This is a genomic window from Gordonia sp. NPDC058843 (assembly GCF_042743165.1).
Lineage (GTDB): Bacteria > Actinomycetota > Actinomycetes > Mycobacteriales > Mycobacteriaceae > Gordonia.
This window is the reverse complement of sequence record NZ_JBHYNC010000001.1, coordinates 62,261-88,686: the sequence shown is the minus strand read 5'-3', so window position 1 is coordinate 88,686 and position 26,426 is coordinate 62,261. Positions and strand designations below refer to the sequence as shown.

Genomic DNA, 26,426 nt, shown 5'->3' with positions numbered 1-26,426 from the left:
GCCATCCGCGGGTCGGGCTCGCGACGAATGCTTCCGTAGACTGACCTGACATGTGCCGGACGATGGAGGAAACGATGGGTGTGCTCGACCGGATCAGCTCGCCGGCCGATCTTCGGCCGTTGTCGGACGAGGAGATGGACACGCTCGCCTCGGAGATCCGGACGTTCCTGATCGAGAAGGTCGCGGCCACCGGCGGACACCTCGGTCCGAACCTCGGCGTCGTCGAGCTGACGCTCGGCATACACCGCGTCTTCGACTCGCCGTCCGACCCGATCCTGTTCGACACCGGTCATCAGTGTTACGTCCACAAGATCGTCACCGGTCGCAAGGACGGCTTCGATCAGCTGCGCCAGCGCGGTGGTCTCACCGGCTACCAGGAGCGCGCGGAGTCCGAACACGACTGGGTGGAGTCGTCGCACGCCTCGGCGGCGCTGTCGTATGCGGACGGGCTCGCCAAATCCTTCGAGCTGACCGGTCAGTCGCACCGCACGGTGGTCGCGGTCGTCGGTGACGGCGCCCTCACCGGCGGGATGTGCTGGGAGGCGATCAACAACATCGCCGCCTGCAGTCGTCCGGTCGTCATCGTCGTGAACGACAACGGGCGCTCGTACGCGCCGACGATCGGCGGTCTCGCCAGCCACCTGACAGGACTGCGGCTGCAGCCTGGATACGAGAGGTTCCTTGACGAGGGTCGTCGGGTCGTCAAGCAGGTCCCCGTCGTCGGCGAGCCGGCGTACGCGGTCCTGCACGGAATGAAGAGCGGACTCAAGGACCTGCTGGCCCCGCAGGCGATGTTCACCGACCTCGGACTGAAGTACGTGGGCCCCGTCGACGGCCACGACATCGACGCGGTCGAGTCGGCGTTGCGTCAGGCGCGCGACTTCGGCGGACCGGTGATCGTGCACACCGTCACCCGCAAGGGCATGGGCTACGCCCACGCGGAGAACCACGTCGCCGACCTGATGCACGCCACCGGCATCATCGACCCGGTCACCGGCCGGCCCACGAGCGTGTCCCCCCAGGACTGGACGGCGGTGTTCTCGGCCGCACTGCTCGACGCGGGAGCCAATCGACCCGACGTCGTCGCGATCACCGCGGCCATGCCGGGACCGACGGGACTCACACCGTTCGGCGAGCGCTACCCGGACCGCATGTTCGACGTCGGCATCGCCGAGCAGCATGCGATGACCTCGGCGGCCGGTCTGGCCCTCGGCGGACTGCACCCGGTCGTCGCGATCTACTCGACGTTCCTCAATCGCGCGTTCGACCAACTGCTGATGGACGTCTCGCTGCTGCGGCAGCCGGTGACGCTCGTCCTCGACCGCTCCGGGATCACCGGACCCGACGGCCCGAGCCACCACGGCATGTGGGACCTCTCGCTCATGGCGATGGTGCCCGGTCTGCGCGTGGCTGCCCCGCGGGACGCCGTCCGGCTGCGCGAGGAATTCGACGAGGCACTCGGCGTCGCCGACGGCCCGACAGCGCTGCGTTTCTCCAAAGGCGCTGTCCCCGAGGACATCCGGGCCGTCGAACGGCTCGATGACGGCGTCGACGTGCTGCATCGAACCGACCGTGACCTCGGTCCGGCGGGTGGCGATGTGCTCATCGTCGCGGTCGGGGCGTTCTGCGGCCTGGCCGTCGACACCGCCGAACGGCTCGCGCGCCAGGGCATCGACGCGACGGTCATCGATCCACGCTGGGTGCTGCCGGTGCCGACATCGGTGGTCGAGGTGGCGCGCAGGCACCGCTTGGTCGTCACGCTCGAGGACGGGTGCACCAGTGGCGGGGTCGGTTCTGCGGTCGCCGCCGCACTCTCGGCGGCCGAGGTGCTGGTGCCGGTGCAGATCAAGGGCATCCCGCAGGAATTCGTCGCGCACGCCTCCCGCGGCGAGATCCTCGCCGAACTGGGATTGACCGCCCAGGATCTCGCCCGGTCGATCACCGCCACCGTGTCGGGCATGCAGGCCGGCCCCGGCCTGGACCGCGCGATCCAGAACACGCCCGATCCGGCGGAGAGCCACGCGGACGACTGATCCACGGCGGTCTGAACTCCGGACGGTGCGATGACGGAGAGGTCCGGTTTGGCCGGTGCTGCCGCTGGGCATTTTCTCCCTGTGAGCCACGTTGCCGCGCCGGTGCCGACCATCGGGGTCGAGGAGGAGTTCGTCCTCGTCGATCGCGAGACCGGACGCCCGGTCGGGCGCAACCGGGAGGTCGCCGCCGCCGCGTCGGCGCGAGGCCTCGATCTCGAGTTGGAGCTGACGTCGTCGCAGGTGGAGATCGCCACGCCCACTTCGGCATCCACTCAGGAGATCGGCGATCATCTGCACCGGTTACGGGGCATCCTGACGGCCGCAGCCGACGACGTGGGCGTCGACGTCGTCGCGTGCGGGGTGCCGCCGCGTGTGCCCGACTCCTTCCCGGTGACCGACACCGGCCGCTACAGCGCGATCGCCGACCGCTACGGGATGCTCGCGCACGAACAGGGCATCAGCGGTTGCCACGTCCACGTGGGCGTACCCGACACGGACACCGCGGTTGCGGTGTGCAACTGGCTGCGCCCGTGGTTACCGGTGCTGCTCGCCCTGGCGGCGAACTCGGCGGTCTACCGCGACGCGGACTCCGGGCACGCCAGTTGGCGGTCGGTGCTGTGGTCTCGATGGCCGGCGGCCGGACCGCCTCCGCATCTTCGCTCGGCCCGGCACTTCGCCGAGACGGTCGAGCTCCTCGTGGCGACGGGCGCGATCCTGGACCCGCACATGCTGTACTGGGACGCCCGGCCGTCAGATCATCTCCCCACGGTCGAGGTGCGGGTCGGCGACGTGCAGATGCGGGTCGAGGAGACCCAGGTCTTCGCCACCGTTGTCCGTGCCGCGGTGATGACTGCCTTCGACGACCTCCGGCAAGAAGGACGACGATCACGCACGGATGCGGTCCTCGACCCGGCGCTCCTGTCAGCCGCCTACTGGATCGCCGCCCACGACGGCGTCGACGGACGCGCGCTGGACCCGGCGACCGGGGCCCTGACCCCGATCGAGAACCGCCTGGATCGGATGCTCACCGTTCTCGCGCCGGCGCTGGACCGGCTCGGTGAACGTGACGGTGTGCAGCAGGCGCTGGACCGGCTGGGCCGTGAGGGCAACGGGGCCACGCGTCAGCGGCGCATCTTCGCAGAATCGGGGTCGGCGCTCGAGGTCGTTCGTGCGGCCACGCTCCGCCGGTGCCGTTGATCGGCCGGGGAAGGACGGTTCAGCGCAGGGTCGCCAGATTCGAGATCGACTTGTGCACATCGGATTCCAGCACCTTGGCGACGAGGCGGCCGACCGGTCCGTTGAGCAACCCGCCGGACAGCTCAGCCGACAGGTCGAAGTGGGAGCCGTCGGCGATCTCGTCGACCTTCATCGCCAGATCGATGTTCACCCCGCCGCGACCGGTGCCCGACAGTGCGATGAGCCGCGGCTCGTCGTAGTCGGTGACGGTCCAGTGGATGACGTTGCGGAAGCCCTTGACCTTGATGAGCGAGGAGATGGTCATCCCCTCGGTGATCGTCTCGGGGACCGGTGAACGCCAACCGCCGAAGATGGTCATCCACTCGTCGAAGCGCGAGAGGTTGCTCGCGAGCGCCCACGCCGCGCTCGGGTCCAGGTCGGAGTCGATGCCGACAGAGACTGTGGCCACAGAACTGCTCCCATCGCAGAAGGTCGTGACCGAATGTACGCGAAGGAGGCGATGCGGGTCGGTCGTAGCGGACCCTCCCCGTGCCGTGCGGCTACTCGCCGGCCGCCGTCGGACCTGGTCGGGCGGCCTCCAGGAGTGCTCGTGTCAGGGCTTCTGCACAGAGTGTCCGCTGCCACGCGCGGGCGCCCGCCGCGGCGAGATGCGCATCGAGCGCCTCGGTCGTGACCGGTTCGGGCAGGCCGTCCCAGCACAACTGTCGGACCACATCGGGCGCGAGGAGGTTCTCCATCGGCAGTGTGTGGGCTTCGGCGATCTCCTTCAGCACCGGCCGGACCGCTTGCAGTCGTGCCGCGGCCTCGGGATTGCGCTGATCCCAGCGGCTGACCGGCGGCAGGCCCGGTCCGGTCGTCTTGCGCGAGGGCAGCTTGCTGTCCGGGATCTCGCGGGCCCGTTGCAGAGCCGACAGCCAGATCCCCGCCTGGCGGCGCTGACGCGGACCGCCGAAGACCGGCAACGCGGTGAGGTCGGCGGCCGACTCCGGGTTCACGGTCGCGGCGTTGACGATGGCGGTGTCGGGCAGGATGCGCCCGGGCGCGACGTCGCGGCGCTGCGCCAGTTCCTCGCGCGCGGTCCACAGTTCGCGGACCGCGGCCAGCGCGCGGCTGGACTTGACGGTGTGGATGTTCGAGGTCTTGCGCCACCGATCGGTCCGCGGCGGTGCCGGCGGTCGGGTGAGGATGTATGCGAATTCCTCACGCGCCCAACCATCTTTGCCGGCAGCCGCGAGCGCGGCGTCCATCGCGTCGCGCAGCTCGACGAGGACCTCGACGTCGAGTGCGGCGTAGTTCAACCACTCGTCGGGCAGGGGGCGACGCGACCAGTCGGCGGCGCCGTGACCCTTGAGGAGCCCCAGCCCGAGGAATTCGGCCACCATTGCCGCGAGGTTGACCTTCGCCAGGCCCAGGAGACGTCCGGCCAGTTCGGTGTCGTACAGCTCGACGCACTCGAAACCGAGCTCACGCAGGCACGGAAGGTCCTGGTCGGCGGCGTGCAGCACCCACTCCGGTCCGCGCAGCGCATCGATCACCGGCGCGAGTGCGTCGGGATCGCTGATCGGATCGAGCAGGAAGCTGCCCGATCCGCGACGCTTGATCTGGATCAGATAGGCGCGCTGAGAGTAGCGGTAGCCCGACGCGCGCTCGGTGTCGACGGCGATCGGTCCGCTACCGGCCGCGAGAGCTGCTGCGGCATCCGCGAATTCGGCGGCGGTCGCGAGCACAGGGGGCACGCCGCCCGCCGGTCGGAGCAGCGGGGTGACCTCCGGGGCGGGGTCCTCGGGAGCTGGGTCCTCGGTAGCGGAATCGTTCACGTCGCGCCGAGTTCGGTCACCCCGACCGGCGGGAGGCCGGCCGCGGAGGCGAGGACGTCGCAGAACGCCTCGAGGTGGCCGTTCAATCCGTCCGCGGTCGGCGCGGTCCACGAGGCCCGCACCTCGAGCTGATGTGCGCGCGGGGGTCCGGCGATGTCGCCGTAGCGCACCGACGTCGTGGAGGTGACGGTCCCGCCGAGCGCGGTCACGTCGACGTGATGCGAGGAACCCTCGGGGGTGGCGGTGGCGCCCACCGGCACGCCCAGCGCGTCGCTGAGCCAGCTCCACGCCACCTCGGGCAGCAATGGGTCCATGGCGAGCGCGGCCTCGACCTCGGCCTGTAGGAACGCGACGAGGCGCATGGTGCCGTTCCAGGCGTCCTGCCCGGCGGGGTCGAAGAGCAGGATGAGGCGCCCGAACGCGCTGCCCTGCGAGTCCGTGGGTACCTCGTCGAGGTCTTCGGCCGGTCGCACCTCGGCGCCGACCGCGTAGCTGTAGGGCGCCAGGCGCTGCGGCGGGCGGATGGGTCCGACCTCGATCTCGCGGCGCACCCGGGCAGCGTGCAGCGACTCCACCGCCGCGCGGAAATCAGCAGGCTCGTCCGGAGCTCCCGAAGAGGTCACCGCTCGACCGTAGAGCTGGGGTGCCCGGGCACGGCGGAGGCGCGCCGACACCACCCGCGTGGAGATCGGCGGGCATGGCAGAGTGAGCGGTGATGTCGAACGCAACTGGTACCCGGGTCCACAGGTCGCACCTACCGCTCGTCGCCGCGGCGACCGGCGCGACCCCGTCACGCCGTCCGGTGTGGTTCATGCGGCAGGCGGGCCGCTCGTTGCCCGAATACCGGGCCATCCGTGCCGATCACGGCATGCTCGAGTCCTGCTTCGACGCGGAACTGGTCTGCGAGATCACCATGCAGCCGGTCCGCCGGCACGACGTCGACGCGGCGATCCTGTTCTCCGACATCGTGGTGCCCCTCAAGGCCGCCGGCATCGACCTCGACATCGTCGCCGGGACCGGACCGGTGATCGCCGAGCCGGTGCGCTCGCCCGACGCGGTGTCGCGGATCCCGCGCCTGGAACCGGCCACGGTCGGGTCGATCGCGCGTGCCATCGAACTGTTGCTCGGCGAGCTGGGCGACGCCACGGCGCTGATCGGCTTCGCGGGTGCACCGTTCACCCTCGCCTCGTACCTGATCGAGGGTGGCCCGAGCCGCAACTACGAGCGGACCAAGGCGATGATGCACGGCGATCCCGAGACGTGGGCCGAGCTCATGGCACGCCTCGCCGACATCACCATCGCGTTCCTGCGCGTCCAGCTCGACGCCGGTGTCGACGCGATCCAGCTCTTCGACTCCTGGGCAGGGATGCTGTCGGCCGCGGACTACCAGCGTTTCGTCGCGCCGCACAGCGCTCGCGTGCTGGCCGAGGTCGCCGGATACGGGGTGCCGCGCATCCACTTCGGCGTCGGCACCGGCGAGCTGCTCGCCCCGATGGCGCACGTCGGCGCCGATGTCATCGGCGTCGACTGGCGCGTGCCGCTCGAAGAGGCCGTGCGCCGGGTCGGACCGGGCAAGGCCGTGCAGGGCAACCTCGACCCGACCCTGCTGTTCGCCGGCACCGATGTCGTGGACGCCGAGGTGCGACGGGTCGTCGCCGACGGCGACCGGGCGATCGCCGCCGGGGCGGTCGGTCACATCTTCAACCTCGGCCACGGCGTGCTCCCCGGCACCGACCCGGATGTGCTGACGCGGGCCGTCGAAGTGATCCACAGCCTCTGATGTCCTCGCGGGTCCGGATCGCGATCGTCGGCGGTGGGATCTCCGGTCTGACCGCCGCTTACCGTCTGCGTCATGCCCTCGGGCCCGACGCACACATCGACCTCGTCGAGGCCTCCGGACGGGTGGGCGGCGTGCTGCACACCACGACCGTCGGCGAGCGCGCCGTCGATGTCGGAGCGGAGGCGTTCATCGTGCGGCGCCCCGAGGCGCTCGAACTCGTGACCGAACTCGGCCTCGCCGACCGGATCGTCTCGCCGACGCCGCGGCGTCCCGCGGTGTGGTCGGGAGAGCGTTTGCATCCGTTGCCCACTCCGGCGCTGATGGGCATCCCGGCCGGGCCGGCGGTCGTCGACGGCCTCGTCGACCCCGACGACCTCGACCGAATGACCGGTGAACCCGAACGTCCGTTGCGCTGGGAGGCCGGCGGGGACATCGCTGTCGGACAACTGGTCGCCGAGCGGTTCGGTCCCTCTGTGGTCGCCCGCAGCCTCGATCCGATGCTCGGCGGTGTGTACTCCAGCCTCGCGGGCGACATCGGGGTCCGTGAGGCACTACCGGCGCTCGCCGCGCGCCTCGACGCAGGCGCGCCGTCGCTCACCGCCGCCGTCGGCGATCTCATCACCGCGGGTGCGGGTGTCTCCGGGCCCGTCTTCGGCGCACTTGTCGGTGGATACGCGGTCCTTCTCGACGCACTGCGGACCGCGGCCGGCGTCGAACCCGAGATCCTCACTCCGGTCACCGAACTCGCTCCATCGACGGAAGGGTGGAGCCTGGGATTCGGCGCGGGCCGCGACCCGCGATCGTACGACGGGGTGGTCTTGGCGGTGCCGGCCTGGCGGGCGGGTGACCTCCTGCACCAGTGCGCGCCGGAGCTGTCCGCCCCGCTGCGGGCCGTCCGGCGAGCCTCGTCGGTCGTGGTGTCGATCGCCCTCGCGCCGGGCACGGTGCTGCCCGAGCACTCCGGCGTGCTGGTGGGTACCGGAGAAGGGCTGCGCGCCAAGGCATTCACGTTCAGTTCGCAGAAGTGGGCGCATCTGGCCGGGCCGGACCTGTCTGGCGCGGACCGGCCGGTGTCGGTCCGCGCGTCGTTCGGACGGTTCGGTGCTCCGGTACCGGATGAGTCGACCGAACCCGGTGTCGCCGACCGGTTGCGTCGTGAGGCACTCGAGGACCTCGACGAGGTGTGTCGCGCAACCGGAGTCGCACCGGTGTCGTCGCGGGTCGTCGACGTGTACGTGCAGCGCTGGGACGACGGTCTACCGGTCTATGCGCCCGGGCACCTCGCCGCGATGTCGCAGGTGCTGGCCGCGCGGCCGTCTCGTCTCGCCCTGGCCGGGTCGTCGTATGCCGGGGTCGGGGTACCGGCCTGCATCGGCCGAGCCGGCCGCGCGGCGGCCGAACTGCTCGACGATCTGGCATGACCGCACACGGTTGACCTGCCTGGTCGTCGGGTGGGCGGCGGTGGCACGATGGCATCCATGAGCCGCTTGGATTACGCAGAACTCAACTCGACGATCCGCTACCTGATGTTCTCGGTGTTCGCGGTCCGCCCCGGTGAACTGGGTGCCGATCGCGATCAGGCCAAATCCGATGCCGCGGACTTCTTCAAGTCGCTCGAGGACAGTGGCGTCGTGGTCCGCGGTGTCTACGACGTGTCGGGACTGCGCGCCGACGCCGACTTCATGATCTGGTGGCACGCCGAAGACGTCGAGCCGATCCAGGCCGCCTACGCCAAGTTCCGCCGCGAGACGGTTCTGGGACGCGCGTGCAACCCGGTGTGGAGCAATGTTGCGCTGCATCGCCCGGCGGAGTTCAACAAGAGCCACATCCCGGCCTTCCTCGCGGGCGAGGAAGCCGGCAACTACATCTGCGTGTACCCGTTCGTGCGGTCCTACGAGTGGTACCTGCTGCCCGACGAGGAGCGTCGTAAGATGCTCGCCGACCACGGCAAGGCCGCCCGGGCGTACAAGGACGTCCGGGCCAACACCGTGTCGTCGTTCGCGCTCGGCGACTACGAATGGCTGCTCGCCTTCGAGGCGCCCGAGCTGCACCGCATCGTCGACCTCATGCGCGATCTGCGCGCCACCGAGGCCCGGTTGCATGTGCGCGAAGAGACGCCCTTCTTCACCGGTCCGCGGGTCGAGGTCCCCGCGCTGATCGACGCTCTGCCCTGAGCATCGCGATCGTCGCCGAGATCCGCGAGGCTAGGCCTCTTCGAGGGTGAGGCTGATCGAGTTGATGCAGTAGCGGAGGTCGGTGGGGGTGTCGTAGCCCTCACCGGCGAAGACGTGGCCGAGGTGGCTCTTGCAGTTCGCGCAGAGCACCTCGACGCGTCGCATGCCGAGCGAGGTGTCCTCGACCTCGATGATCTTGTCGCCGGCCAGCGGGGAGAAGAACGACGGCCAGCCACAATGCGATTCGAATTTCTGCTCGCTGCGGAACAACTCGGTGTTGCAGGCGCGGCAGCGGTAGATACCGACCGCCTTGGTGTCGGTGTACTCACCGGTGAAGGGTGCTTCGGTACCCGCTTGGCGTAGAACCCGGTATTCGGCCGGGGTCAGGCGCTGCCTCCACTGGTCGTCGGTGAGGTCGGCGAGATTCTCGGCGTCGGTCGACGGGGTGCTGTCGGTCATGTCCTCCACGGTAGCGCGCGGCAGGATCGGCTGCGTCAGCCCTGTTTCGACAGGCCGACGGTGGCCGTGCTCGCCGCGGCTTCGTCCTGGCCAGTGGGGATCCGCGGCGCGTCGGATTCCGACCGGACCGGCGGCATCATGCCGGCCACCCCGTCGGACCGCATGTCGAGATAGCGGAACAGCAGTGAGCAGAACACGGCGACCATCAGCAACGACCAACCCCAGGTCACCTTGTTGTACTCGACCATCCATCCGAACGCCGTCCAGCGCTGCGAGTAGAAGCCGTCGAAGGTCATGCACCCGTAGACGCCGAGCCACGCGGGCCAGTTGCGCATCGGTGACCCGGGCAGCAACACCGTCATCAGCAGCGGGAACAGGAGCATCGAGTAGTACCCCTGACCGAGGGACCCGACCAGGAACGTGGTGCACAACAGCACTCCGGACGAGGCGGCCAGCCACAGCAATTCGTTGGTCCGACGGTAGTAGCGATACAGGAACCACAGCGAGAACGCGGCCATCGCGACGAAGCCGACGCGGAGGAGCAGGATCAGCCACGGCGAGACCCCGAAGTACGCACCGTTGCCGGCGATCGAACTGTTGTAGTAGTCGCGTGCCTCACCGAGATACGGGACCGTCCGGCTGACGAAGTCGTCGGCGTCGACCGAGAGGGGCCAGGCGACGATGGTCAGGACGATCGGGATCGCGATGGCGAGCGCGAACACCCGCCACTGGCGGTTGAGCAATGGCAGGAGCATGAGTGGTGCCAATACCGGTTTGACGGCCAGGGTGAGGCCCATGGGCACTCCGGCCCACCAGTCGTGCCTGGTCAGCATCAGCATGAGAAATGCGACGAGCCCCAGCAGCACGAACGAGTTGAAGTTCGTGAAGACCAGTGTGTGCGAGACGGTCTCGGTACTGAAGAAGAAGAAGAGGACCGTCGGCATGACCCACGAGTTCAGCGCGAACCCGAACATCCGGGTGAGCAGGTACGCACAGACCAGCAGTGCGACCACGCTCACGGCGATGAAGGCCCACCGCGCGCGCTCGTAGTCGATCACCGCAACCGGCGCCATCAGCAGGGTGCCCGACGGCGGGTAGAGGTAGTGCGGGTCGACGGTTGCGTAGTTCTCGCCGTAGACGGGCAGGCCGTTCAGGAAGTTGAAGGCCGCGTTGTACACCGGTTTGAAGTCGTCGGTGCGGTCACCGTTGACCCCCAGGAACACCGAGCGGTGTACGACCATGAGCAGGCTGATCGGCCACAGGATCATCGGAATGATCCGTTGAGCACTCATCGGGGGGTAGAGATACCTGTCGAGATTGGCCACCCGCGAACCGTACTACGTGCGCCGTCGAGCTCAGAACTGTGCGACGCGGTCGGGCGACGTCAGGTGGGACAGCCGCGCTGGGTCGGGCCCTGCAGATCTGCACGGTCGACATACTCGGTGACCACCTCGGCGGCGCAGGCGCTTCGCCCCAGCACGGAGAACCCCAGGCCGTCCCAGGTGACGGTCACCGGTTCGGCCTCGGCATTCATGAACAGGGGGACCAGCGCGGCGGCTCCCTCTCCGCCGTTGATCGGGTCACGCGTGCCGTTGAGGATCAGTGGGTCGGCGGGCAGCGACGTGGGCGGCCGCACCGCATTGCCCGAGGCCCAGCCGTTGCACCGGACGAGCGACAGCGCGCTGTTGGCGCCGGTGAGGGGGTTCTGCTTCGACCACGCGTCCACCAATCCCGGCACCTCGTTCTGGCCGACCGGGCCGGTGACGTCGTTGCACCGGGAGACCAGAGCTCCGTCGGTGAGTCGGAGGGTCGCGGCGCGATCGGCGAGACGGACCAGCGCAGCGGTCTGACCGCGGTCTGCGGCCGCGATCGCGTCGGCGAGATCGAGGAGCGATTGCGGCCGGTCCGAGGCGAGTGCCAGCGTCGTGGTGATCGCGCTGAGCGCTGCGGTGTCCGACAGCGACTCGAGGTCGCCCGCACGTGCCTTGCCGAGCATGCGTGTCATCGTGGCGACGCCGTTGGAGCCGAGCGCACAGCCGGGGAGCGCCGAGCACCGCTGCGCGAAACCCTGGAGCGCGACCTGCACACCCTGCGCCTGCGACTGGGCGCGGTCGCGTGCGTTGGCGCCGAACGGAGTCGGGGTGTCGAGGATGATCCGCGCGGCACGCCCGCCGTACAGCGACGCATAGCCGAGCACGACGTCGGACCCTTCGCCGGAGCCGATGAGCCCGAGATGCTCGACGCCCCATCGTTGACGGAGCGACTCGAGGTCCGCGGCGGCGCTCGCCGCCCCGAAACTCAGCTGATAAGGGGTCAGCGTCTCCGTACATCCGTCGGAGGCCGATGACGCGGCGGCCGCGAGGCGGGAGATCCGGGCGTCGGTGGTCGTCCCGCGGTCGGTGAGGCCGTTGTTCGCGATCGTCGCGCGTTCCAGTCGTGTCATGCAGTCGATGTCGGTGCTGAGCGGGATTCCGCGATGGTCGACCGCCACCACCGGATGCGATGCGAGGAGAGCGCCGCCCGGACCGGAGGACATCACCATCAGGGTTCGTGAGGATGGCAGGTCGGAGCCGGAGGTGAGGACGAGCGGCGCGGCGTCGGGCGGCGTGTCGGCGGTCCGGGCGCGAGTCACCGCGATCGAGACCACTTCGCCGTCGGGCCGGTCGCGGTCGATGGGCGAGTCGTACTCGGCGCATTCGATCGTCACGCCCTCCGGACGTGCCACCCCGTACCGTTCGCTCGTCTCGGCCGCGCACTCACTCCACTCGAGATCGGTCTTCGGCACCGCGAGAGCCGGTACGGGGGGAGCGGTCGACGATGACGTGGCCGGCCCCGGTTGTCCTCCGCCGCCGGGGATCAGGTCCGGCCCGCGATCGGGACCGACGGCGCAGGAGGACAGGACGATCGCTGCGATCACGCCGGCGACGACACCCGAGAGAGCCCTCGGGCGGGTGCTGCGTCCTTCGCCGACGGCCGGGGTGTGCGCTCTTGGCATGTCCGCGAGAGTAGTCAACGGATCCGAGAAGACGCCCGGGCCGGGTGTCGGGGGCGCCTCGGGGACAGGGCCGACAAGGTCACCGGGTCGACGAGCGTCCGTGACGGAGCCATCGGGTGAACACGAACCCGTCGTCGTCGGTGATGATCGACGCGGGGCGCAGGGCGTGCAGGACCGCCGAGCTGTCGCCGGACGCCGAGCTGTTGCCGGACGCCGAGTCCCCGGTGACCGCGATCCGGCCGGCGTTCCCGCCGACGAGGTGTGGGCTGGTGGTCAGACACAGTTCGTCCACGGCGTCGGCGGACACGAGCGAACCGAGCAGACTCGGCCCGCCCTCACAGAGCACGCGTGACCAGCCACGGTCAGCGCAGTGTTCGAGGATCGCCGAGGTCGACACGGTGTCGTCGCCGCAGTCGACCAGCGTGGCACCCGCGTCGAGCAGCCCCTGCCGCCGATCTGTGGGCGCACTCGTACAGGTGAGGATCACTGTGTTCGGGTCGGATATGGGTTCGTAGTCAGGCGGTACCGACAACGATCGTGACACCAGTGCGAGCGCCGGCGCAGGCGCCTGCCCCAGCGATTCGCGATGCGCGGCGAGCGCCTCGTCGGGTCCGGGCTGCCCGTAGCCCTCGGTGGTAGCAGTGCCCGCACCCACGAGGATGACGTCGGCGAGCCCCCGGAGTACACGAAACAGGGCCTTGTCGCCGGGCCCGCCGAGCCCACCGGATTTGCCGTCATAGGTGACGGCGCCGTCGATCGACGACACCATGTTCGCGCGCACGAACGGTGCACCGGCGCCCGGACCCGAGGACGGGCGAGGCGGGTACCGGTAGAGCTCGGTCAGGAGATGTAGCTCGTCGTCGTATGTGACCTGGGTCGCTTTCTGCAGGTGGAACATGTGTTCATCATTCCGTGGATGGCTACTCTCCACACATGGTGGCCCGACTCTGCGATCGCAACCCTGCGACCTCGCCCGACGCACTCATCGACGAGATGGTGCCCCCGTCGACATTCGACGACGTGAGCTTCGACTCCTACATCCCCGACCCGAACGAGCCGTCGCAGGCCGAGGCGGTGGCCAAGGCTCGCGACTTCGTGGTGCGGGCGTCGAAGGCGCGCTCGGGCAAGAAGGGTCTGTTCTCCCGTAAGGCGGCGCCCCAGGGTGTGGGTCTGTATCTCGACGGCGGCTTCGGTGTCGGCAAGACCCACTTGTTGGCGTCCATCTACCACTCGATGCCGGCGCCGAAGTCGTTCGCGACGTTCGTGGAGGTCACCCACGTGGTCGGCGCGCTCGGCTTCGTGAACGCGGTCGAACGCCTGTCCCAGCACACAGTGCTGTGTATCGACGAGTTCGAACTCGACGACCCGGGCGACACGATGCTCGTCTCGCGGCTCCTCACCGAGCTCACCGCCAAGGGCGTGTCGATCGTGGCCACCTCCAACACCCTCCCCGGTCAGCTCGGCGAAGGCCGGTTCGCCGCCCAGGACTTCCTCCGCGAGATCCGCAAGCTGTCCGCGGTGTTCGAGACGATCCGCGTCGACGGTCCCGATTACCGCCACCGCGACCTGCCGCCTGCTCCGGAACCGCGCAGCGAATCCGAACTCACCGAGATCGCCGAGGCCACCGAGGGCGCGACCCTCGACGACTTCGACGCCCTGTGTGATCACCTCAGCACGCTGCACCCGTCGAAGTACAAAGACCTCGTCGACGGTGTCTCCCTTGTCTGCATCTCGGGAGTGCATCCGGCGCAGGACCAGTCGGTGGCGCTGCGGCTGGTGGTCCTCGCCGACCGCCTCTACGACGCGCACGTCCCGGTCACCGTTGCGGGAGCGAAGCTCGACGAGATCTTCACCGAGGAGATGCTCGCGGGTGGTTATCGCAAGAAGTACCTGCGTGCCACGTCGCGCCTGCTCGCCCTGTCGCGGTTCGCCGAGTCGGCGGCCTGACATCCGGGCCGACGACAGGTCGGCCCGCACACTGTGGAGTTGTCAATGTTCGTGTACGGCCCCGGGTTCCGGGGCCGTCCCGGCAGCGTGCCCAAACGGGCGCGCTTTTCACACCCCATGTCCGGGCCAACAAACAAACCCACCCCTTTTCCGTGAACCCACCCGGTCCGAGCGCGGTGGGTTTACGGAAAAGGGGTGCGTTTGCGGGTGGGGCGGGCCAGTGGGTCAGGTACTTGTCGCTGCGACTACGGAGTCGGACGGATCAATTGCATGCGACTGGTCATACGGAAGGCGTCTGGACGGGATGCGGTGGCGGCGGTGCAGAAGACGGGCAAGGTGTGGTTCGAGGTGAAGGTGACGGCGATGTCCTCGTCGACCAGGATGTCCACCAGGTTGATGAACCTCTGCTGCGCTTCCTCGTCGGCGACATCGAATGTCGGTACGTCGCTTATCGTCCAGCGGGGAAACATGCGCGCCCACGTCAGATACTCGATCGTCGACACCGGCGCGTCACACAGTTGCCCAAACGAGGCCTGCAGATGCCCGTCACGCTCGGACTGGACCTCGAATCGTCTTCCGCGAACGGTCAACACGACCGTCTCCGTGTCGACGGACGGGCGATCTGATGGCAGCGTCGTCCAGGTGCCTGCGGCGAAGCCGACAGCGTGGCCGCGGACAGACGTGCGGTAGTCGGTCTGTCCGCTCAGATGGTGGACGTCGAAATGGTTCTTGATCAACGTGATCCCGCGCTCGAACAGTTGGTGCCAGATGGGATTCGGCAGCAGATCGTCCGGGGCGTAGTTCGATGTCGCCAGGACGCTGATGCGGCGGGCGAGCACATACTCCAGCAAGCGCGTGAGCAGACGTGCGTCCCCGGAGTCGTGCACATGGAGCTCATCGAAATACAACAACTCGCTGTCGCCGACGACGCCGTCGATACCCAGCCGTAGCGATTCCGGGTCGTCCCGGTGCTCGTGGACGCGGCGATGGAGTTCCTCGAAGAAGCCGTGGAAATGGACTCGCGCTTTCCTGGCTGTCGGAGACGCGTCGTAGAAGGCGTCGGCAAGCCACGTCTTGCCTCGGCCGGCCGAGCCGTAGATGTAGAGGCCGCGCTGGATCGATGAGCGTCGTGTCCGCCGGTGTTCCTCCAGGTTCGCGAGCCGATCGACGAGCAGTCGCTGCTGAGTGTCCAGTGCGATGCCGGCGTCGACGGCCGCCGCGGAGATCGCGGCGGCTACGGTATGACGCGCTGCGGACACCCAGAAATAGTCACACGGAAACTACGGTGCCTCGACGGTGCGTGGGCAAAGTCACGAGACCTGTTCGCGGGCCGAGCCACCCGAGCCGACGCCTCACAGCCGTTGCGTGAACACGTAATCGTGTTCGATGCTGTCCCCGAGGGTGAAGGTCTTCACGCCTGCGCGCTCGAAACCCATCTTCGTGTAGAAACGCTGGGCGCGGGCGTTGAGTTGGTTGACGCCCAGCCAGATCAGCGAGCTGCCGTGTGCTCGTGCACGTTCGAGCGCGGCACCCATGAGGAGATGGGATGGGGTGGCGCCCTGCCGAGAATGATGATCGCGCAGCACGTACATCTTCGACACCTCGCTCACCGGACGCTCGGTGACGACCGCGCACACGTCGGGGTGTGTCGGCTCGGTGTGCATCAACAGCGCGTAGCCCAGGATCGGGCCGCCGACGCCGTCGCGGGCGACGAGGACATCGGCACGCGGATCGGCGATGTGGGCACGAAAGTTGCTCTCGCGCAGATTTGTCGCGACGAAGTCGTCGATGTCGGCGGGTGCGGCGTGCGGCGGGCACGCGAGCGGGAACGTGAGTGCGGCGACCTCGGCGACACCCGCTGCCGCCGCGGGGTCGGTCACCACCTCCACGGTGACTTCGGTGACGCCGGTGCTGTCGGGATCGCTCACGACAGCGGCCGTGCCGGGTCGGCGGTCCAGGCGTTCATCGAGCCGTCGTAGACCGCGACGTCGTCCCGGCCGAGGGTGCGCAGTGCGAAAGCGGCTGCGGTGGCCGCGATCCCACCGCCGCAATAGGTGACGGGCCGCACCGACGGGTCGAGGGCGCCCGCGGCACCGAACAGCTCGCGCAGCTCCTCGAGTGGCCGGAGGCGGCCGGCGTCGTCGACCAGTTCGGCGAACGGCACGTTGACACTGCCGGGAATGTGGCCACTCGCGAACGACTCCCGGTCGAGGGCGTTGACCAACAGGACCGAGGAGTCGTCGGTGGCGGCGGCGACCTCGTCGGTGGACACGATCCGTCCTGGTCGGCGGTGCGGGGTGAATGATGCTGCAGGCCGGTCGACCTCGCCGGTCTCGACCGGAAGGCCCGCCGCGGTCCAGGCGGAGTATCCGCCGTCGAGGACGAGCACGTCGTCGAATCCCTCGAGTCCGAACTGCCACCACAGGCGAGTGGCCCAGATCCCGTTGACGGTGTCGTAGACGACGACCGTCGAGTCGTCGCCGACGCCGAGGCCACCGATCGCCGCGGCGAATCGAGCCGAGTCGGCCGCGGCGAAGGGCGCCTCGCCGTCGGGGTCGCTGAGGTCGGCGATCTGGTCGGCGAACACCGCACCGGGCAGGTGTCCGGCCAGATAGCTGTCGCGGCCGGAGGCCACATGCGCGCCGTCGGCGTCGAAGGTCAGGTGAACAGTGGCGTCGACGATACGGAGGTTCTCCTCGCCGAGGCGCGCGGCGAGGTCGGGGGCGGAGATGAGCGAAGTCATGTCCGACACGGTAGTCCCGTCAGTCGCCGAGCGGTTCGGCGACGAAGTCCGCGAGGTCGACTGTGCGCGTCCGCGCCCAGTAGTCGACGATTCGCCACGGCAGCACGGCGACGACGCGGCCGTCGGGATTGCGATACCAGTTGGTCATCGCCGGGTGCGTCCACACCATCTGCGCGTGGGCGCGGTCAACGGCGTCGTTGTACTCCTCGGTGACGTCACGCCGGACTTCCAGTGCGCCCAGGCGGTTCTCGATCATGGCGCGAAGGGCGTCGCACACGTAGCGCACCTGGTATTCGAGGATGCTGATGAAGCTGCCGCCGTGCCCGAGCGCCGTGTTCGGTCCGGTCAGGATGAACAGGTTGGGGAAGTCGGGCGCGGTGATGCCGAGGTAGGCGTAGGCGTCGTGATCACCCCACGCCTCGACCGTGTTCTGTCCGCTGCGCCCCGCTATGTCCATGGGGTAGAGGTAGCGGTCGCTGTGGAATCCGGTGGCGAAGACGATGATGTCGAAGTCGCGGGCGGACCCGGTGCCGTCGACGAGTCCGTCGGGTGTGACCCGGTCGACGCCGTGCGGAACCAGTTCGACATTCGGCCGGCGCAGCATGCGAAACCAGCCGTTGTCCAGCAGCATCCGCTTTCCGAAGGGCGGATAGTCGGGAGTCGACAGTTCGATGAGGTCCTCGCGGTCGCCGAGTTCGGTGCGCAGATAGCGCAGGTAGAACTCGCGGTGACCGTGGTTGGTGGCGTTGATCGACGCGGTCGGCTCGGGCCAGTCCGGGTCGACCCGCAGAGTGGAGTGGACCTTGTCGTTGAAGATCCACGACAGCCGCGCCCGGTACCACTCGCGGTATCCGGGGAGGTTGTCCATCAGCCAGTGCACGTTGTCGCCGACCGGCGCGAAGTAGTCGTCGTTCGGTGCGATCCACTGCGGTGAGCGCTGGAAGATCGTCAGCGATCCGACCCGATCGGCTATCGCAGGCCCGATCTGCATCGCACTGGCACCGGACCCGACGATGGCGACCCGCTTGCCCGTGAGAGCGCCTGGTTCGTCGAGTTCATCCGGCCATTGCGCGGAATGGAAGATCGGACCGGTGAAGTCGGCCATGCCCGGAAGCTGGGGGAGTTTGGGACGGTTGAGGAGTCCGACCGCGCTGATCAGGATCCGGGCGGTCAGGGTGTCCTGGTGGCCCTCGCGGTCCCGGATGTGGACCGTCCATCGCTGGGTGTCGGAGCTGTAGGCGGCCGAGAGGACCTCGGTGCCGAAGCGGATCCGATCACGCACCGCGTGCCGGTCGGCGAAGGCCTGCAGGTAACCCTGCACCTCGTCGCGCTTGCCGAAGTGTGTCGACCACGGGTGATCGAAGGACGAGATCGAGTAGAGGTAGCTCGGCGTGTCCACGCCCGCCCCTGGGTAGCGGTTCTCGTACCAGGAGCCACCGACCTCGTCGTTCTTCTCCAGCACGGTGTGCTCCACGCCGGCGGCGGCGAGTTGGGTGGATATCAGCATGCCGGCGACTCCGGCGCCGATCACCAGAGCGTCCATCGAGGTGGCGAGATCCTCGGGCACGGGCGGCAGGTGCGTACGACGAAGGTCGCCGCGCACGATCTCGGTCATCATCGGTCCGAATTCCGGTGCCACTTCCTCGCCGGCGGTGAACGACATCAGCGATGCGACGAGCGCTTCGTCGGCCGGTGTCCGCTCGGGACGACCCCGGCCATACCAGTCCTCGAGGGTTGCGACGACCGCCTCGCGGATCTCGTGCTGAATGTCCTCGTCGAGCCCACCGGAGGCGTTGTCGTCCATGCCGCGGCTCCGTGTGGGGCGGTATCGGTCCGCCATCCACCGGGTGTCGCCCGTCATCTCCACGAGGACGGCGAGCAGGGTCGGGATGTTGCCGGCGGCGACGGCCGCGCGGATCTCCGCGGTGTGCGGTGGGGTCCCCGACTGCAAGGAAACGGATGTCATGACTAGAACTAACCACTGTTAGTAACGCGACGTCAACACCTGAAAGAATCCGGAAAGTTGGCTATTGACGCCGCAAACTCGGTGTGCAACTGTGTCCTCAGTCATACTAACAACGGTTAGTGATCACGGAGGATTGTCATGGATCTCAGCGAGGCGATGCGCACTACGGGTACCTGCCGCTACTTCAGCGAGCGGCCGGTCGAGGACGAGGTGCTGTACCGGGCGTTCGACGACGCGCGGTTCGGCCCGCAGGGTGGCAACCGCCAACCCGTCCGGTGGATCGTCGTCCGCGACGAGGTGGTGAAGAAGGCTCTGGCCGACCTCTACCTGCCGTTCTGGGAGGGCTACTACGCCGCCGTGGTCGAGGGGTCGAAGAAGGTCGGTGCGATTCCCAAGACAGTGGAGAGCGCCAACTACTTCGCACACCACCTCGCCGAGGTGCCGGCCCTGATCGTGGTCTGCGCCGAGATGGACGGCTTGCATCCCACCGACCACGAACTCGGCAGGCTCAGCGTCGTCGGCGGCGCCTCGATCTACCCGAGCGTGCAGAACCTCACCCTCGCGCTACGGCAACAGGGCGTGGCGACCGCGCTGACCACCTTGCTGTGCGCCGCCGAGAACGAGGTGAAGGATCTCCTCGGAATCCCCGAGGGCTACCTCACCGCCGCGCACATCGCCGTCGGCTACCCGCGCGACGACTTCCCCCGCAAACTGACCCGGACCCCGGTCGAGGAGATCACGTTCCTCGATCGCTTCGACAACCGGATGTTCGCGTGAGCGCCCCCGCAGTGAAACCCGCGACGCGCACGCTCACACCCGCACAGACCTCGATGCTCGGCCGGGCCACCATCGGCGACCAGCTGCGGCGCCTGGCCCGGTCCCAGGGTTCGACACCGGCGATCGTGGCCTATGACGCGCAGGGCGGACGGACGTCGACGTCGTACGCCGAACTCAACGCGCTGGCCAATCGGGTTGCGCACGTGCTGCTCGACCTCGGCGTCGGCCGAGGGGACCGGGTTGCGGTGATGAGCCGCAACCGGGTCGAGACGGTCGCCACCTACTACGGTGCCCTCAAGGTCGGCGCTGCGTACTCCGGCGTGAGCCCCATGTTCCGGGAAGGCGAAGTCGCCCAGCAGCTCCGCCACCTCGAGCCGACGGTGCTCGTCGTCGAACAACCCCTGTCGGAGCTGGCCGGTCCGATCGCCGACGGTCTCGGCATCTCGGTGCTCGTCGTCGGCGACGCCGAGGCGAACTCGTGGAACTCTCTCGACGAGTCGATCTCCAAGGCCGACGATTCCGAACCCGAGTGCGACGTCGACGAACACGACCTCGCGATGATCGTCTACACCAGCGGCACCGAGTCGACGCCCAAGGGCGTCGAGATCGCCCACCGGAACTACCTCATCTCCACCTCGCCCGCGTACACGTGGGGGCTGCGCTGCCGCAACGACGACGTGTGGCTCTATGTGATGCCCTTCCACACCATCGCCGGGATCGGCTCGCTGACGTCGCTGACGCTGCTGGGCGCCACCCTGGTGCTGCCCGCCGCAGTCGACCCGGCGACGGCGTTGCGGATGATCCGGGACGAGCGGATCTCGGTTCTCGCGCAGACGCCGACCTTCTTCATCGCGCTGGCCAATCACCCCGACTTCGGTCCCGACACAGTCGGTTCGGTGCGTCGCTGCCTGACCTACGGCGGGCAGGTGTCGCCGCACGCCGTCGACGCGTGGGCCGCGGCCACACCGGAGTCGGTGTGGGGAACCTACTGGGGACAGTCCGAGCTCACCCAGCTCGGCTCCGTCGGCTGGTTCCGTCGGCTCGAGGACGTGCCCGACCAGGACCCCACCTGGATCGGCAAGCCGGTCGGTCATCTCGAGGTGCGGGTCGTCGACGCCGACGGCAACGACGCCGAGGAGGGCGAACTGCTGTGCCGCACACCGTCGGTGATGCTCGGTTACCACAAGGATCCCGAGCGCACCGCGCAGGTCTTCGAGGGTGGCTGGGTCCACACCGGCGACATTGTCCGTATCGACGCAGAGGGCAATCTGTTCTTTCGCGACCGCCGCAAGGACATGATCAAGACCGGCGGCTACAACGTCGCCTCGCAGGAGGTCGAGCGAGTCCTGCAGGCGCACCCCGACGTCGAGCGCGCAGCGGTTGTGGGCCTGCCCGACCCGTACTGGTCGGAGGCTGTCACGGGGTTCGTGGTGCTGCGTGCCGGTGCCGAACACACCGGCGCGGACATTCGTGAGTACTGCCGGACCGACCTGGCATCGTACAAGGTGCCCAAGGAGGTTCATGTCGTCGACGCACTGCCGACCGACGCCCAGGGCAAACTGCTCAAACGCGAGTTGAGGAAGGCCTATGGAACCGGTCAGGGCTGAGGACGACGCCGCACCGGCAGCCGGCGATCACCGGCAGCGGACAGATCGGCGGCCGCGACGCCGTCGCGACGAGATCGTCGAGGCAGCCGCAAGCTACTTCGCCGATCACGGGTACTCCAACGCCGGCATGCGCGACATCGCCCAGGCGGTCGGCATGCGCGGGGCGAGCCTCTACAACCACTTCCAGTCCAAGGAGGAGATCCTCTACGCGATCGCGCTGCGGATGACCGAGGATCCGCAGCAGGATCTGCTGCTGCTCGACGCCGAGGGCGGACCGGTGGAACGGCTGACGAATCTGATCGAGGCGCATGTCCGGCGTCTCGCGCGCCACCGGGTGGAACACCTTGTCGCCCTTCGTGAGCTGTCGGCGCTGACACCCGAGCACCGCCGGGTGGTCACCGACTATCGCAAGTACTACCAGCGTCGGATCCGCGATGTGATCGACGCCGGCGCGCGGCTGGGACTGTTCGAGGTGCGCGACCCGCATCAGTCCGCGATCGCCGTGCTGGACCTGATGAACGGGATCAGTTGGTGGCTCAACGACTCCCACGATGTCGACCTGTTGGTACGCGACTACGTCGACTTCACGATCGGTGGCGTTCTCCACCACCGTCCGACGTCGTGAGCGGCCCACTCGTGGGCGTACGGGTGGTCGAGATGCACGGACTCGGGCCGACGCCGCACGCGTGCATGCTGCTCGCCGACCTGGGCGCCGACGTCGTCCGTATCCGGCGGCCCGGCCCCGACCTGCCCGGGCCAGATGGCATCCCGGACGCCGACGCCGGTCTGTACCGGTCGCGACGCAGCGTCGACGCCGACGTGAAGGACCCCGACGACCTCGCGGGTATCCGCGAGCTGATCCTGCACTCCGACATCGTCGTCGAGGGATTCCGGCCGGGCGTGATGGAACGCCTCGGACTGGGCCCCGAGATCTGCTCCGATGCACCGCAACTCATCTACGCACGAATGACCGGGTGGGGTCAGGACGGAGACCGGGCTCTGAGCGCGGGACACGACATCAACTACCTCGCCGTCACCGGTGTGCTCGAGGCGATGGGCCCGGCCGGATCGCCTCCGGTGCCGCCGCTCTCGCTCGTCGGCGACTTCGGCGGGGGATCGATGCTGCTCGTCGTCGGCGTGCTGGCTGCCCTGCACGACCGGACTCGTTCGGGGCGCGGTCAGGTGATCGACGCCGCGATGGTTGACGGCGCCGGACTGCTCGCCGCGCTCCAATGGTCGTGGAAGGCGGCCGGACGCTGGGGGACTCGCGACCAGGGCAATCTGCTCGACGGGTCGGCGCCGTTCTATGCGACGTACCGGTGCGCCGACGGCAGGTTCGTCGCCGTCGGTGCTCTTGAGGAGAAGTTCTGGCGGAATCTGGTCGACACGCTCGGGGTGGGCGATCTGCCCGACCGGTGGGACCGTGCCTCGTGGCCCGTGATCGGCGCGGCGCTGCAGGCCCGCTTCGGCACGCGTACACACGACGACTGGGGGAGTGTGTTCGCCGACGTGGACGCCTGTGTGACACCGGTTCTCGACTTCGACGAAGCCGCCGCGGACCCGGCCGCGGTGCAGCGGGGCTCCTTCGTGCGCGTCGACGACGCGATCGCGCCGGCGCCGGCGCCGCGTTTCTCCCGGACGGAGTTGCCCCCGCCCTCCGGGCCGACGGCCGCTTCGCTGGGGCAGATCGTCGACGAGTGGACCTCGGCGGCTTCGTAGGAACGCGATGACAACGAAAAACCCCCGGCGAGACCGGGGGTTTTGTCGTGGTGCGCGATACAAGGATTGAACTTGTGACCTCTTCCGTGTCAGGGAAGCGCTCTCCCACTGAGCTAATCGCGCGGGTATGAAATTGTGCAGCGTTGGAGGTGGCGACGGGAATCGAACCCGTGTACACGGCTTTGCAGGCCGTTGCCTCACCACTCGGCCACACCACCAGATGCGAGTCGACTCGCGCCGAGCGGATGACGGGATTCGAACCCGCGACCCTCACCTTGGCAAGGTGATGCGCTACCAGCTGCGCTACATCCGCATGCCCACGAGCGATCTTGTGGATCTTGCTGCTCGCGGTGCGAAGAGAAACTTACGCGATGGTTTCCGAACTATCCAAATCGCCTGGTCAGAGGCGCGGCCGCGGGTGAATCCCCAGCGTGTGATTCAGGCGGTGGGGCGCGGTGCGACGCTGTGACATGGCCCACCACCGGAATTTGGGAGTTCCGCGCATCCCGTGTAATCTTCTGGCTCGTGCACAGGCGCCCATGGCATCGACAGTAGGCGCCCGACACGGTCCCGTGGCTCAGTGGAAGAGCGTCCCGTTCACACCGGGAAGGTCGCTGGTTCGATCCCAGCCGGGACCACCGAACAGACAAGAGCCCCGCCGAATCCTCGGCGGGGCTCTTGTTGTCGGGGCCCGGTTCGGCGACGCCGTGCGGGGGCACCTACGTGGTCATGGCGATTGCGTCCGGCGTTCCGGTGTGGCCGGCCGGGCGGAACGCGCTTGCTGCAGGTACCGGATCACGTCATCGTCGAGGGGGTTTCGCTCCGAATCGGACCCGTCGCCGTGCACCTCGGTGTGGAGTCGTTCCATCCGCTGGTCCAGTTCGTTCGCCGTGCGGGCTGCCGAAGCCAGCTCCGCGGACAGGTGGTCGGGAACCCGGCCGTCGTACTTGTAGAAGATCTTGTGCTCCAGCGTGGCCCAGAAGTCCATCGCCACGGTGCGGATCTGGAGTTCGACCACGACGTCGACGGGTCCTGTGGACAGGAAGACCGGGATCGCGACGATCGCGTGCAGACTCTTGTAGCCGTTGGGTTTCGGCGCCGCGATGTAGTCCTTGATCTCGATGATCCGGATGTCGTCGTGAGACGTGAGGGTCTCCAGAATCCGGTACGTGTCCGCGATGAAGCTGCACGTGACGCGGATACCCGCGATGTCGGTCAGGTGAGCGCGAATCGAGGGCAGATCGGGAGAGATGCCCTTGCGCATGGCCTTGCGCAGGATGCTCTCCGGTGTCTTGACCCGCGATGTCACGTGCTCGATCGGGTTGTAGTGGTGCAGGTGGAGGAACTCGGTACGCAGGATGGTCACCTTGGTCAGGATCTCGTCGACCGCGAACTGGTGTTCCATCTGGAACCGGGTCATGTCGTCTCGCAGTCGCGCCAGATCGCCGAGAATCTCTCGGTCGATCGAACTGTCGCTGTCGCCGGATGCTGCCATCGCTCCTCCGCGGTGTCTCGAGCCGATGGACGCCCAATCGACCCACCGACCATCGACGATAGAAGCCCGCGGGAGCCGGCCACGCCACCCGAGCGCGACGGCGGACCGGATTCGCTGGTCAGGGTCGCGTTCGATTGATCGGATGAACAATGCCATCGACCCCAGTTTTCGGTGCCTCGGGTGGATACGATGCGGCGGCAGCTGTGGCGATCGGTGGCTCACAGCTGCAGGCGGACGCTTGGAGACAGACATGACCCGACGCTGTGGCCGGCTCGGCGTACTCGCCGTGCTCACATCGGCTGTCATCGTCGCTCTTGGTGCAGGTGACGCCTCAGCAGCGCGCGGCGACTATCTCGCCGTTCTGGAGTCGCACGGTATCTACACGACACCTCCTGGAGCGGCGTCGTGCATCGATTATCCCGGTGACGGCACCAGCGGCTGCAGTAAACGGTTCACCACAGCCGACGATGCACTACATACCGGCTACTGGGTTTGTGATCAGTTGGGCACGGGCCGTTCGGCATCTTCTATCGCGCACGCGCTGTACACAGCGGATGGGTTGTTCCTCAGCAAGGAGAACTCCGCCATCGTCGTCGACGCTGCCCAGACAAGGCTCTGCACATGAAACGACTCATCACCGGAATGCTGGCCACGATGGCTCTGGGTGCGGGGCTGCTCGCCGGCACCGGGCAGGCGTCCGCCATCACGGTTGCCGAGCAGGCGTTCGTCAACAAGGCGCAGACTCTGCCCACTGCCGCCTGGCCAAACGGTCGGTACACCACCGACGCCGAGATGGTGGAGGGTGGCTATCGAGCCTGCGGCGTCATGGATCGCTACCGGGACACCCAGGTTGCCGAGCGGGTCTTCTACAACCCTGACGGCAGCTACCAGCCCGTGTACGAACAGCGACTGTTCCTGCTCTACGCGACCCAGGACCTCTGTCCTCGCCACGCGTATCGCTACGAGAACTTCTGACGGCACCGCCACCTGCCGGCAGTCGAACAGCGCCGGTTTGCGGTGGCAGTGGTAGCCGCACACCGGGATCTCCGTGCGTTCGGCGCGACCATCGGTTGAGGTCAGTAGGGACTGCACCCGTGGACGAACACGGGACGGTACGGCGGTCCCGCAGCAGCGTCGATCTCGGCGAGGATCCGCGCCAGCACGATGACCGAGTCGTCTGCGATTCGCTGTTGTGGTGCGGCGAGGAGTGCGCGACCGTGCTGCATCGTCACCGTGGTGACGACGCGCACCCGCCAGCCGAGGGCGTCGGCGGGCGGTGCCTTGATGTCACGCAGAACGCGGCATGTCGACCTCTGGGCGAGTCTTTCGCCGTCGCTGCCCGTCGACAGATCACCGAGTATCTCGACGGCGCGCCGTTGGTCCGGCCGTAGCGCGGAGTCGTCGGGAAGCGGCCAGGGATCGATCCGCGGGCGCACGATCTCGGGTGGGGTCTCGACGGCGATGCGGACCGGTGGTGGCGGGCCGTCGACGGTGGTCGCTTGCGGGGCCCTCGGAACTGTTGCCGTCGTCACCGCGACCGGCTCGATACCGGTATCGACACAGGCGATGGTCAGTGGCAGCGCTGCCGCCGCGATGGTCAGTACGAAACCGAGGTTTGTTCGTAGTGGTCGCATGGTGTCGTCCCCCAAGGTGATCTCGTCACCCACCGAGGTCAACGGTAATCCGGCCCGAACCGTCGGGACCCGACTGTCCGCCG

At 68.2% G+C, this 26,426-nt stretch carries 25 protein-coding genes and 4 tRNA genes; 13 read left to right on the top strand and 16 right to left on the bottom strand.

Translation table 11 applies throughout. From position 1 onward, the window contains the following. Positions 1-74 precede the first annotated feature (74 nt). Positions 75-2,033: a 1-deoxy-D-xylulose-5-phosphate synthase gene (gene dxs, locus ACFW3F_RS00415; RefSeq protein ID WP_388053204.1), complete on the top strand. Its 1,959-nt coding sequence runs from the start codon at positions 75-77 to the stop codon at positions 2,031-2,033. Between the two features lie 48 nt (positions 2,034-2,081). Continuing rightward, complete coding sequence (locus ACFW3F_RS00410) at positions 2,082-3,230, top strand: glutamate--cysteine ligase (protein ID WP_388053664.1); 1,149 nt, start codon at positions 2,082-2,084, stop codon at positions 3,228-3,230. 19 nt (positions 3,231-3,249) lie between these two features. On the opposite strand, the gene ACFW3F_RS00405 is transcribed toward ACFW3F_RS00410, so the two are convergent. The 3 genes from ACFW3F_RS00405 to ACFW3F_RS00395 form a co-directional block, all read right to left on the bottom strand. Further along, positions 3,250-3,678, bottom strand: coding sequence for an SRPBCC family protein (locus ACFW3F_RS00405; RefSeq protein ID WP_388053202.1), 429 nt, complete (start codon positions 3,676-3,678; stop codon positions 3,250-3,252). A 91-nt stretch (positions 3,679-3,769) separates the two neighbouring features. Continuing rightward, positions 3,770-5,047, bottom strand: a complete 1,278-nt coding sequence (locus ACFW3F_RS00400; RefSeq protein ID WP_388053200.1) for an HRDC domain-containing protein — start codon at positions 5,045-5,047, stop codon at positions 3,770-3,772. Next, a complete protein-coding gene (locus ACFW3F_RS00395) occupies positions 5,044-5,670 on the bottom strand; it encodes a DUF3000 domain-containing protein (protein ID WP_388053198.1) in 627 nt (208 codons plus the stop codon). Before ACFW3F_RS00395 ends, ACFW3F_RS00400 begins: the two co-directional genes overlap by 4 nt. Positions 5,671-5,762: 92 nt before the next feature. Here ACFW3F_RS00395 and hemE point away from each other — a divergent pair, with 92 nt between their 5' ends. From hemE to hemQ, 3 genes are read left to right on the top strand one after another with little or no spacing between them, the layout of a single operon-like run. Continuing rightward, the gene (hemE, locus tag ACFW3F_RS00390) at positions 5,763-6,827 is read left to right on the top strand and encodes a uroporphyrinogen decarboxylase (RefSeq protein ID WP_388053196.1); all 1,065 of its coding nucleotides are present in this window, start codon (positions 5,763-5,765) and stop codon (positions 6,825-6,827) included. Then, complete coding sequence (locus tag ACFW3F_RS00385) at positions 6,827-8,248, top strand: FAD-dependent oxidoreductase (RefSeq protein WP_388053195.1); 1,422 nt, start codon at positions 6,827-6,829, stop codon at positions 8,246-8,248. The genes hemE and ACFW3F_RS00385 overlap by 1 nt, the downstream gene beginning before the upstream one ends. Positions 8,249-8,305: 57 nt before the next feature. Next, positions 8,306-9,001, top strand: coding sequence for a hydrogen peroxide-dependent heme synthase (hemQ, locus tag ACFW3F_RS00380; RefSeq protein WP_388053193.1), 696 nt, complete (start codon positions 8,306-8,308; stop codon positions 8,999-9,001). A 30-nt stretch (positions 9,002-9,031) separates the two neighbouring features. Here hemQ and msrB read toward each other — a convergent pair whose 3' ends face one another. From msrB to ACFW3F_RS00360, 4 genes are all read right to left on the bottom strand, one after another. Next, a complete protein-coding gene (msrB, locus tag ACFW3F_RS00375) occupies positions 9,032-9,460 on the bottom strand; it encodes a peptide-methionine (R)-S-oxide reductase MsrB (RefSeq protein WP_388053191.1) in 429 nt (142 codons plus the stop codon). 35 nt (positions 9,461-9,495) lie between these two features. Continuing rightward, entirely contained in the window at positions 9,496-10,785 is a 1,290-nt protein-coding gene (locus tag ACFW3F_RS00370; RefSeq protein ID WP_388053189.1) for a glycosyltransferase family 87 protein, read from the bottom strand. A 59-nt stretch (positions 10,786-10,844) separates the two neighbouring features. Continuing rightward, a complete protein-coding gene (locus tag ACFW3F_RS00365; RefSeq protein ID WP_388053187.1) occupies positions 10,845-12,455 on the bottom strand; it encodes an alpha/beta hydrolase in 1,611 nt (536 codons plus the stop codon). Between the two features lie 79 nt (positions 12,456-12,534). Beyond that, complete coding sequence (locus ACFW3F_RS00360; RefSeq protein ID WP_388053185.1) at positions 12,535-13,353, bottom strand: pyrimidine reductase family protein; 819 nt, start codon at positions 13,351-13,353, stop codon at positions 12,535-12,537. Between the two features lie 35 nt (positions 13,354-13,388). On the opposite strand from ACFW3F_RS00360, the gene zapE (ACFW3F_RS00355) reads away from it, so the two are divergent. Continuing rightward, positions 13,389-14,402: a cell division protein ZapE gene (gene zapE, locus ACFW3F_RS00355; RefSeq protein WP_388053183.1), complete on the top strand. Its 1,014-nt coding sequence runs from the start codon at positions 13,389-13,391 to the stop codon at positions 14,400-14,402. A gap of 245 nt (positions 14,403-14,647) precedes the next feature. Here zapE (ACFW3F_RS00355) and zapE (ACFW3F_RS00350) read toward each other — a convergent pair whose 3' ends face one another. The 4 genes from zapE (ACFW3F_RS00350) to ACFW3F_RS00335 all read right to left on the bottom strand — a co-directional run bounded on the left by zapE (ACFW3F_RS00350) (position 14,648) and on the right by ACFW3F_RS00335 (position 19,111). Next, the gene (gene zapE / locus ACFW3F_RS00350; RefSeq protein WP_388053181.1) at positions 14,648-15,661 is read right to left on the bottom strand and encodes a cell division protein ZapE; all 1,014 of its coding nucleotides are present in this window, start codon (positions 15,659-15,661) and stop codon (positions 14,648-14,650) included. A 93-nt stretch (positions 15,662-15,754) separates the two neighbouring features. Further along, entirely contained in the window at positions 15,755-16,330 is a 576-nt protein-coding gene (locus ACFW3F_RS00345; RefSeq protein WP_388053179.1) for a GNAT family N-acetyltransferase, read from the bottom strand. Further along, positions 16,327-17,145, bottom strand: coding sequence for a sulfurtransferase (locus tag ACFW3F_RS00340; protein WP_388053177.1), 819 nt, complete (start codon positions 17,143-17,145; stop codon positions 16,327-16,329). Before ACFW3F_RS00340 ends, ACFW3F_RS00345 begins: the two co-directional genes overlap by 4 nt. Positions 17,146-17,164: 19 nt before the next feature. Beyond that, positions 17,165-19,111 carry a flavin-containing monooxygenase gene (locus ACFW3F_RS00335; protein WP_388053175.1) on the bottom strand — a complete coding sequence of 649 codons (1,947 nt, stop codon included), beginning with the start codon at positions 19,109-19,111 and terminating at the stop codon, positions 17,165-17,167. 138 nt (positions 19,112-19,249) lie between these two features. On the opposite strand from ACFW3F_RS00335, the gene ACFW3F_RS00330 reads away from it, so the two are divergent. Genes ACFW3F_RS00330 through ACFW3F_RS00315 form a run of 4 tightly spaced genes read left to right on the top strand, consistent with a single transcriptional unit; the run spans position 19,250 to position 23,214 of the window. Continuing rightward, entirely contained in the window at positions 19,250-19,888 is a 639-nt protein-coding gene (locus ACFW3F_RS00330) for a nitroreductase family protein (protein WP_388053173.1), read from the top strand. Further along, positions 19,885-21,495: a class I adenylate-forming enzyme family protein gene (locus ACFW3F_RS00325; RefSeq protein ID WP_388053171.1), complete on the top strand. Its 1,611-nt coding sequence runs from the start codon at positions 19,885-19,887 to the stop codon at positions 21,493-21,495. The genes ACFW3F_RS00330 and ACFW3F_RS00325 overlap by 4 nt, the downstream gene beginning before the upstream one ends. After that, complete coding sequence (locus ACFW3F_RS00320) at positions 21,476-22,120, top strand: TetR/AcrR family transcriptional regulator (RefSeq protein WP_388053170.1); 645 nt, start codon at positions 21,476-21,478, stop codon at positions 22,118-22,120. Before ACFW3F_RS00325 ends, ACFW3F_RS00320 begins: the two co-directional genes overlap by 20 nt. Then, positions 22,117-23,214 (top strand): CaiB/BaiF CoA transferase family protein, encoded by a 1,098-nt coding sequence (locus tag ACFW3F_RS00315; RefSeq protein ID WP_388053168.1) that lies wholly within the window; start codon positions 22,117-22,119, stop codon positions 23,212-23,214. Before ACFW3F_RS00320 ends, ACFW3F_RS00315 begins: the two co-directional genes overlap by 4 nt. A 48-nt stretch (positions 23,215-23,262) precedes the next feature. Here the strand turns inward: ACFW3F_RS00315 and ACFW3F_RS00310 are convergent. The 3 genes from ACFW3F_RS00310 to ACFW3F_RS00300 form a co-directional block, all read right to left on the bottom strand. Then, a tRNA-Val gene (locus ACFW3F_RS00310) sits at positions 23,263-23,337 on the bottom strand. Positions 23,338-23,358: 21 nt separating this feature from the next. After that, positions 23,359-23,432: transfer RNA gene (locus tag ACFW3F_RS00305), tRNA-Cys, on the bottom strand. Positions 23,433-23,454: 22 nt separating this feature from the next. Further along, positions 23,455-23,527 (bottom strand) — tRNA-Gly (locus tag ACFW3F_RS00300). A gap of 253 nt (positions 23,528-23,780) precedes the next feature. On the opposite strand from ACFW3F_RS00300, the gene ACFW3F_RS00295 reads away from it, so the two are divergent. Beyond that, positions 23,781-23,852: transfer RNA gene (locus ACFW3F_RS00295), tRNA-Val, on the top strand. An 89-nt stretch (positions 23,853-23,941) separates the two neighbouring features. Here ACFW3F_RS00295 and ACFW3F_RS00290 read toward each other — a convergent pair. Beyond that, positions 23,942-24,709 carry a GTP pyrophosphokinase family protein gene (locus ACFW3F_RS00290; RefSeq protein WP_388053166.1) on the bottom strand — a complete coding sequence of 256 codons (768 nt, stop codon included), beginning with the start codon at positions 24,707-24,709 and terminating at the stop codon, positions 23,942-23,944. A gap of 250 nt (positions 24,710-24,959) precedes the next feature. Between ACFW3F_RS00290 and ACFW3F_RS00285 the strand changes: the two genes are divergently transcribed. Both ACFW3F_RS00285 and ACFW3F_RS00280 read left to right on the top strand, forming a co-directional pair. Continuing rightward, entirely contained in the window at positions 24,960-25,334 is a 375-nt protein-coding gene (locus ACFW3F_RS00285) for a DUF732 domain-containing protein (protein ID WP_388053164.1), read from the top strand. Then, a complete protein-coding gene (locus tag ACFW3F_RS00280) occupies positions 25,331-25,684 on the top strand; it encodes a hypothetical protein (RefSeq protein ID WP_388053162.1) in 354 nt (117 codons plus the stop codon). The genes ACFW3F_RS00285 and ACFW3F_RS00280 overlap by 4 nt, the downstream gene beginning before the upstream one ends. Positions 25,685-25,785: 101 nt before the next feature. Here the strand turns inward: ACFW3F_RS00280 and ACFW3F_RS00275 are convergent, their stop codons facing one another. After that, complete coding sequence (locus ACFW3F_RS00275; protein WP_388053160.1) at positions 25,786-26,376, bottom strand: hypothetical protein; 591 nt, start codon at positions 26,374-26,376, stop codon at positions 25,786-25,788. Positions 26,377-26,426: the final 50 nt, after the last annotated feature.

Excerpts from the sequence above, each read along its gene's own strand:
- ACFW3F_RS00320 (WP_388053170.1), top strand. The coding sequence starts at position 21,476 with ATGGAACCGGTCAGGGCTGAGGACGACGCCGCACCGGCAGCCGGCGAT.
- ACFW3F_RS00340 (WP_388053177.1), bottom strand. The coding sequence starts at position 17,145 with ATGACTTCGCTCATCTCCGCCCCCGACCTCGCCGCGCGCCTCGGCGAG.
- ACFW3F_RS00335 (WP_388053175.1), bottom strand. The coding sequence starts at position 19,111 with ATGACATCCGTTTCCTTGCAGTCGGGGACCCCACCGCACACCGCGGAG.
- ACFW3F_RS00365 (WP_388053187.1), bottom strand. The coding sequence starts at position 12,455 with ATGCCAAGAGCGCACACCCCGGCCGTCGGCGAAGGACGCAGCACCCGC.
- ACFW3F_RS00385 (WP_388053195.1), top strand. The coding sequence starts at position 6,827 with ATGTCCTCGCGGGTCCGGATCGCGATCGTCGGCGGTGGGATCTCCGGT.
- dxs (WP_388053204.1), top strand. The coding sequence starts at position 75 with ATGGGTGTGCTCGACCGGATCAGCTCGCCGGCCGATCTTCGGCCGTTG.
- msrB (WP_388053191.1), bottom strand. The coding sequence starts at position 9,460 with ATGACCGACAGCACCCCGTCGACCGACGCCGAGAATCTCGCCGACCTC.
- ACFW3F_RS00285 (WP_388053164.1), top strand. The coding sequence starts at position 24,960 with ATGACCCGACGCTGTGGCCGGCTCGGCGTACTCGCCGTGCTCACATCG.
- hemQ (WP_388053193.1), top strand. The coding sequence starts at position 8,306 with ATGAGCCGCTTGGATTACGCAGAACTCAACTCGACGATCCGCTACCTG.
- ACFW3F_RS00360 (WP_388053185.1), bottom strand. The coding sequence starts at position 13,353 with ATGTTCCACCTGCAGAAAGCGACCCAGGTCACATACGACGACGAGCTA.
- hemE (WP_388053196.1), top strand. The coding sequence starts at position 5,763 with ATGTCGAACGCAACTGGTACCCGGGTCCACAGGTCGCACCTACCGCTC.
- ACFW3F_RS00330 (WP_388053173.1), top strand. The coding sequence starts at position 19,250 with ATGGATCTCAGCGAGGCGATGCGCACTACGGGTACCTGCCGCTACTTC.
- ACFW3F_RS00290 (WP_388053166.1), bottom strand. The coding sequence starts at position 24,709 with ATGGCAGCATCCGGCGACAGCGACAGTTCGATCGACCGAGAGATTCTC.
- zapE (WP_388053183.1), top strand. The coding sequence starts at position 13,389 with ATGGTGGCCCGACTCTGCGATCGCAACCCTGCGACCTCGCCCGACGCA.
- ACFW3F_RS00280 (WP_388053162.1), top strand. The coding sequence starts at position 25,331 with ATGAAACGACTCATCACCGGAATGCTGGCCACGATGGCTCTGGGTGCG.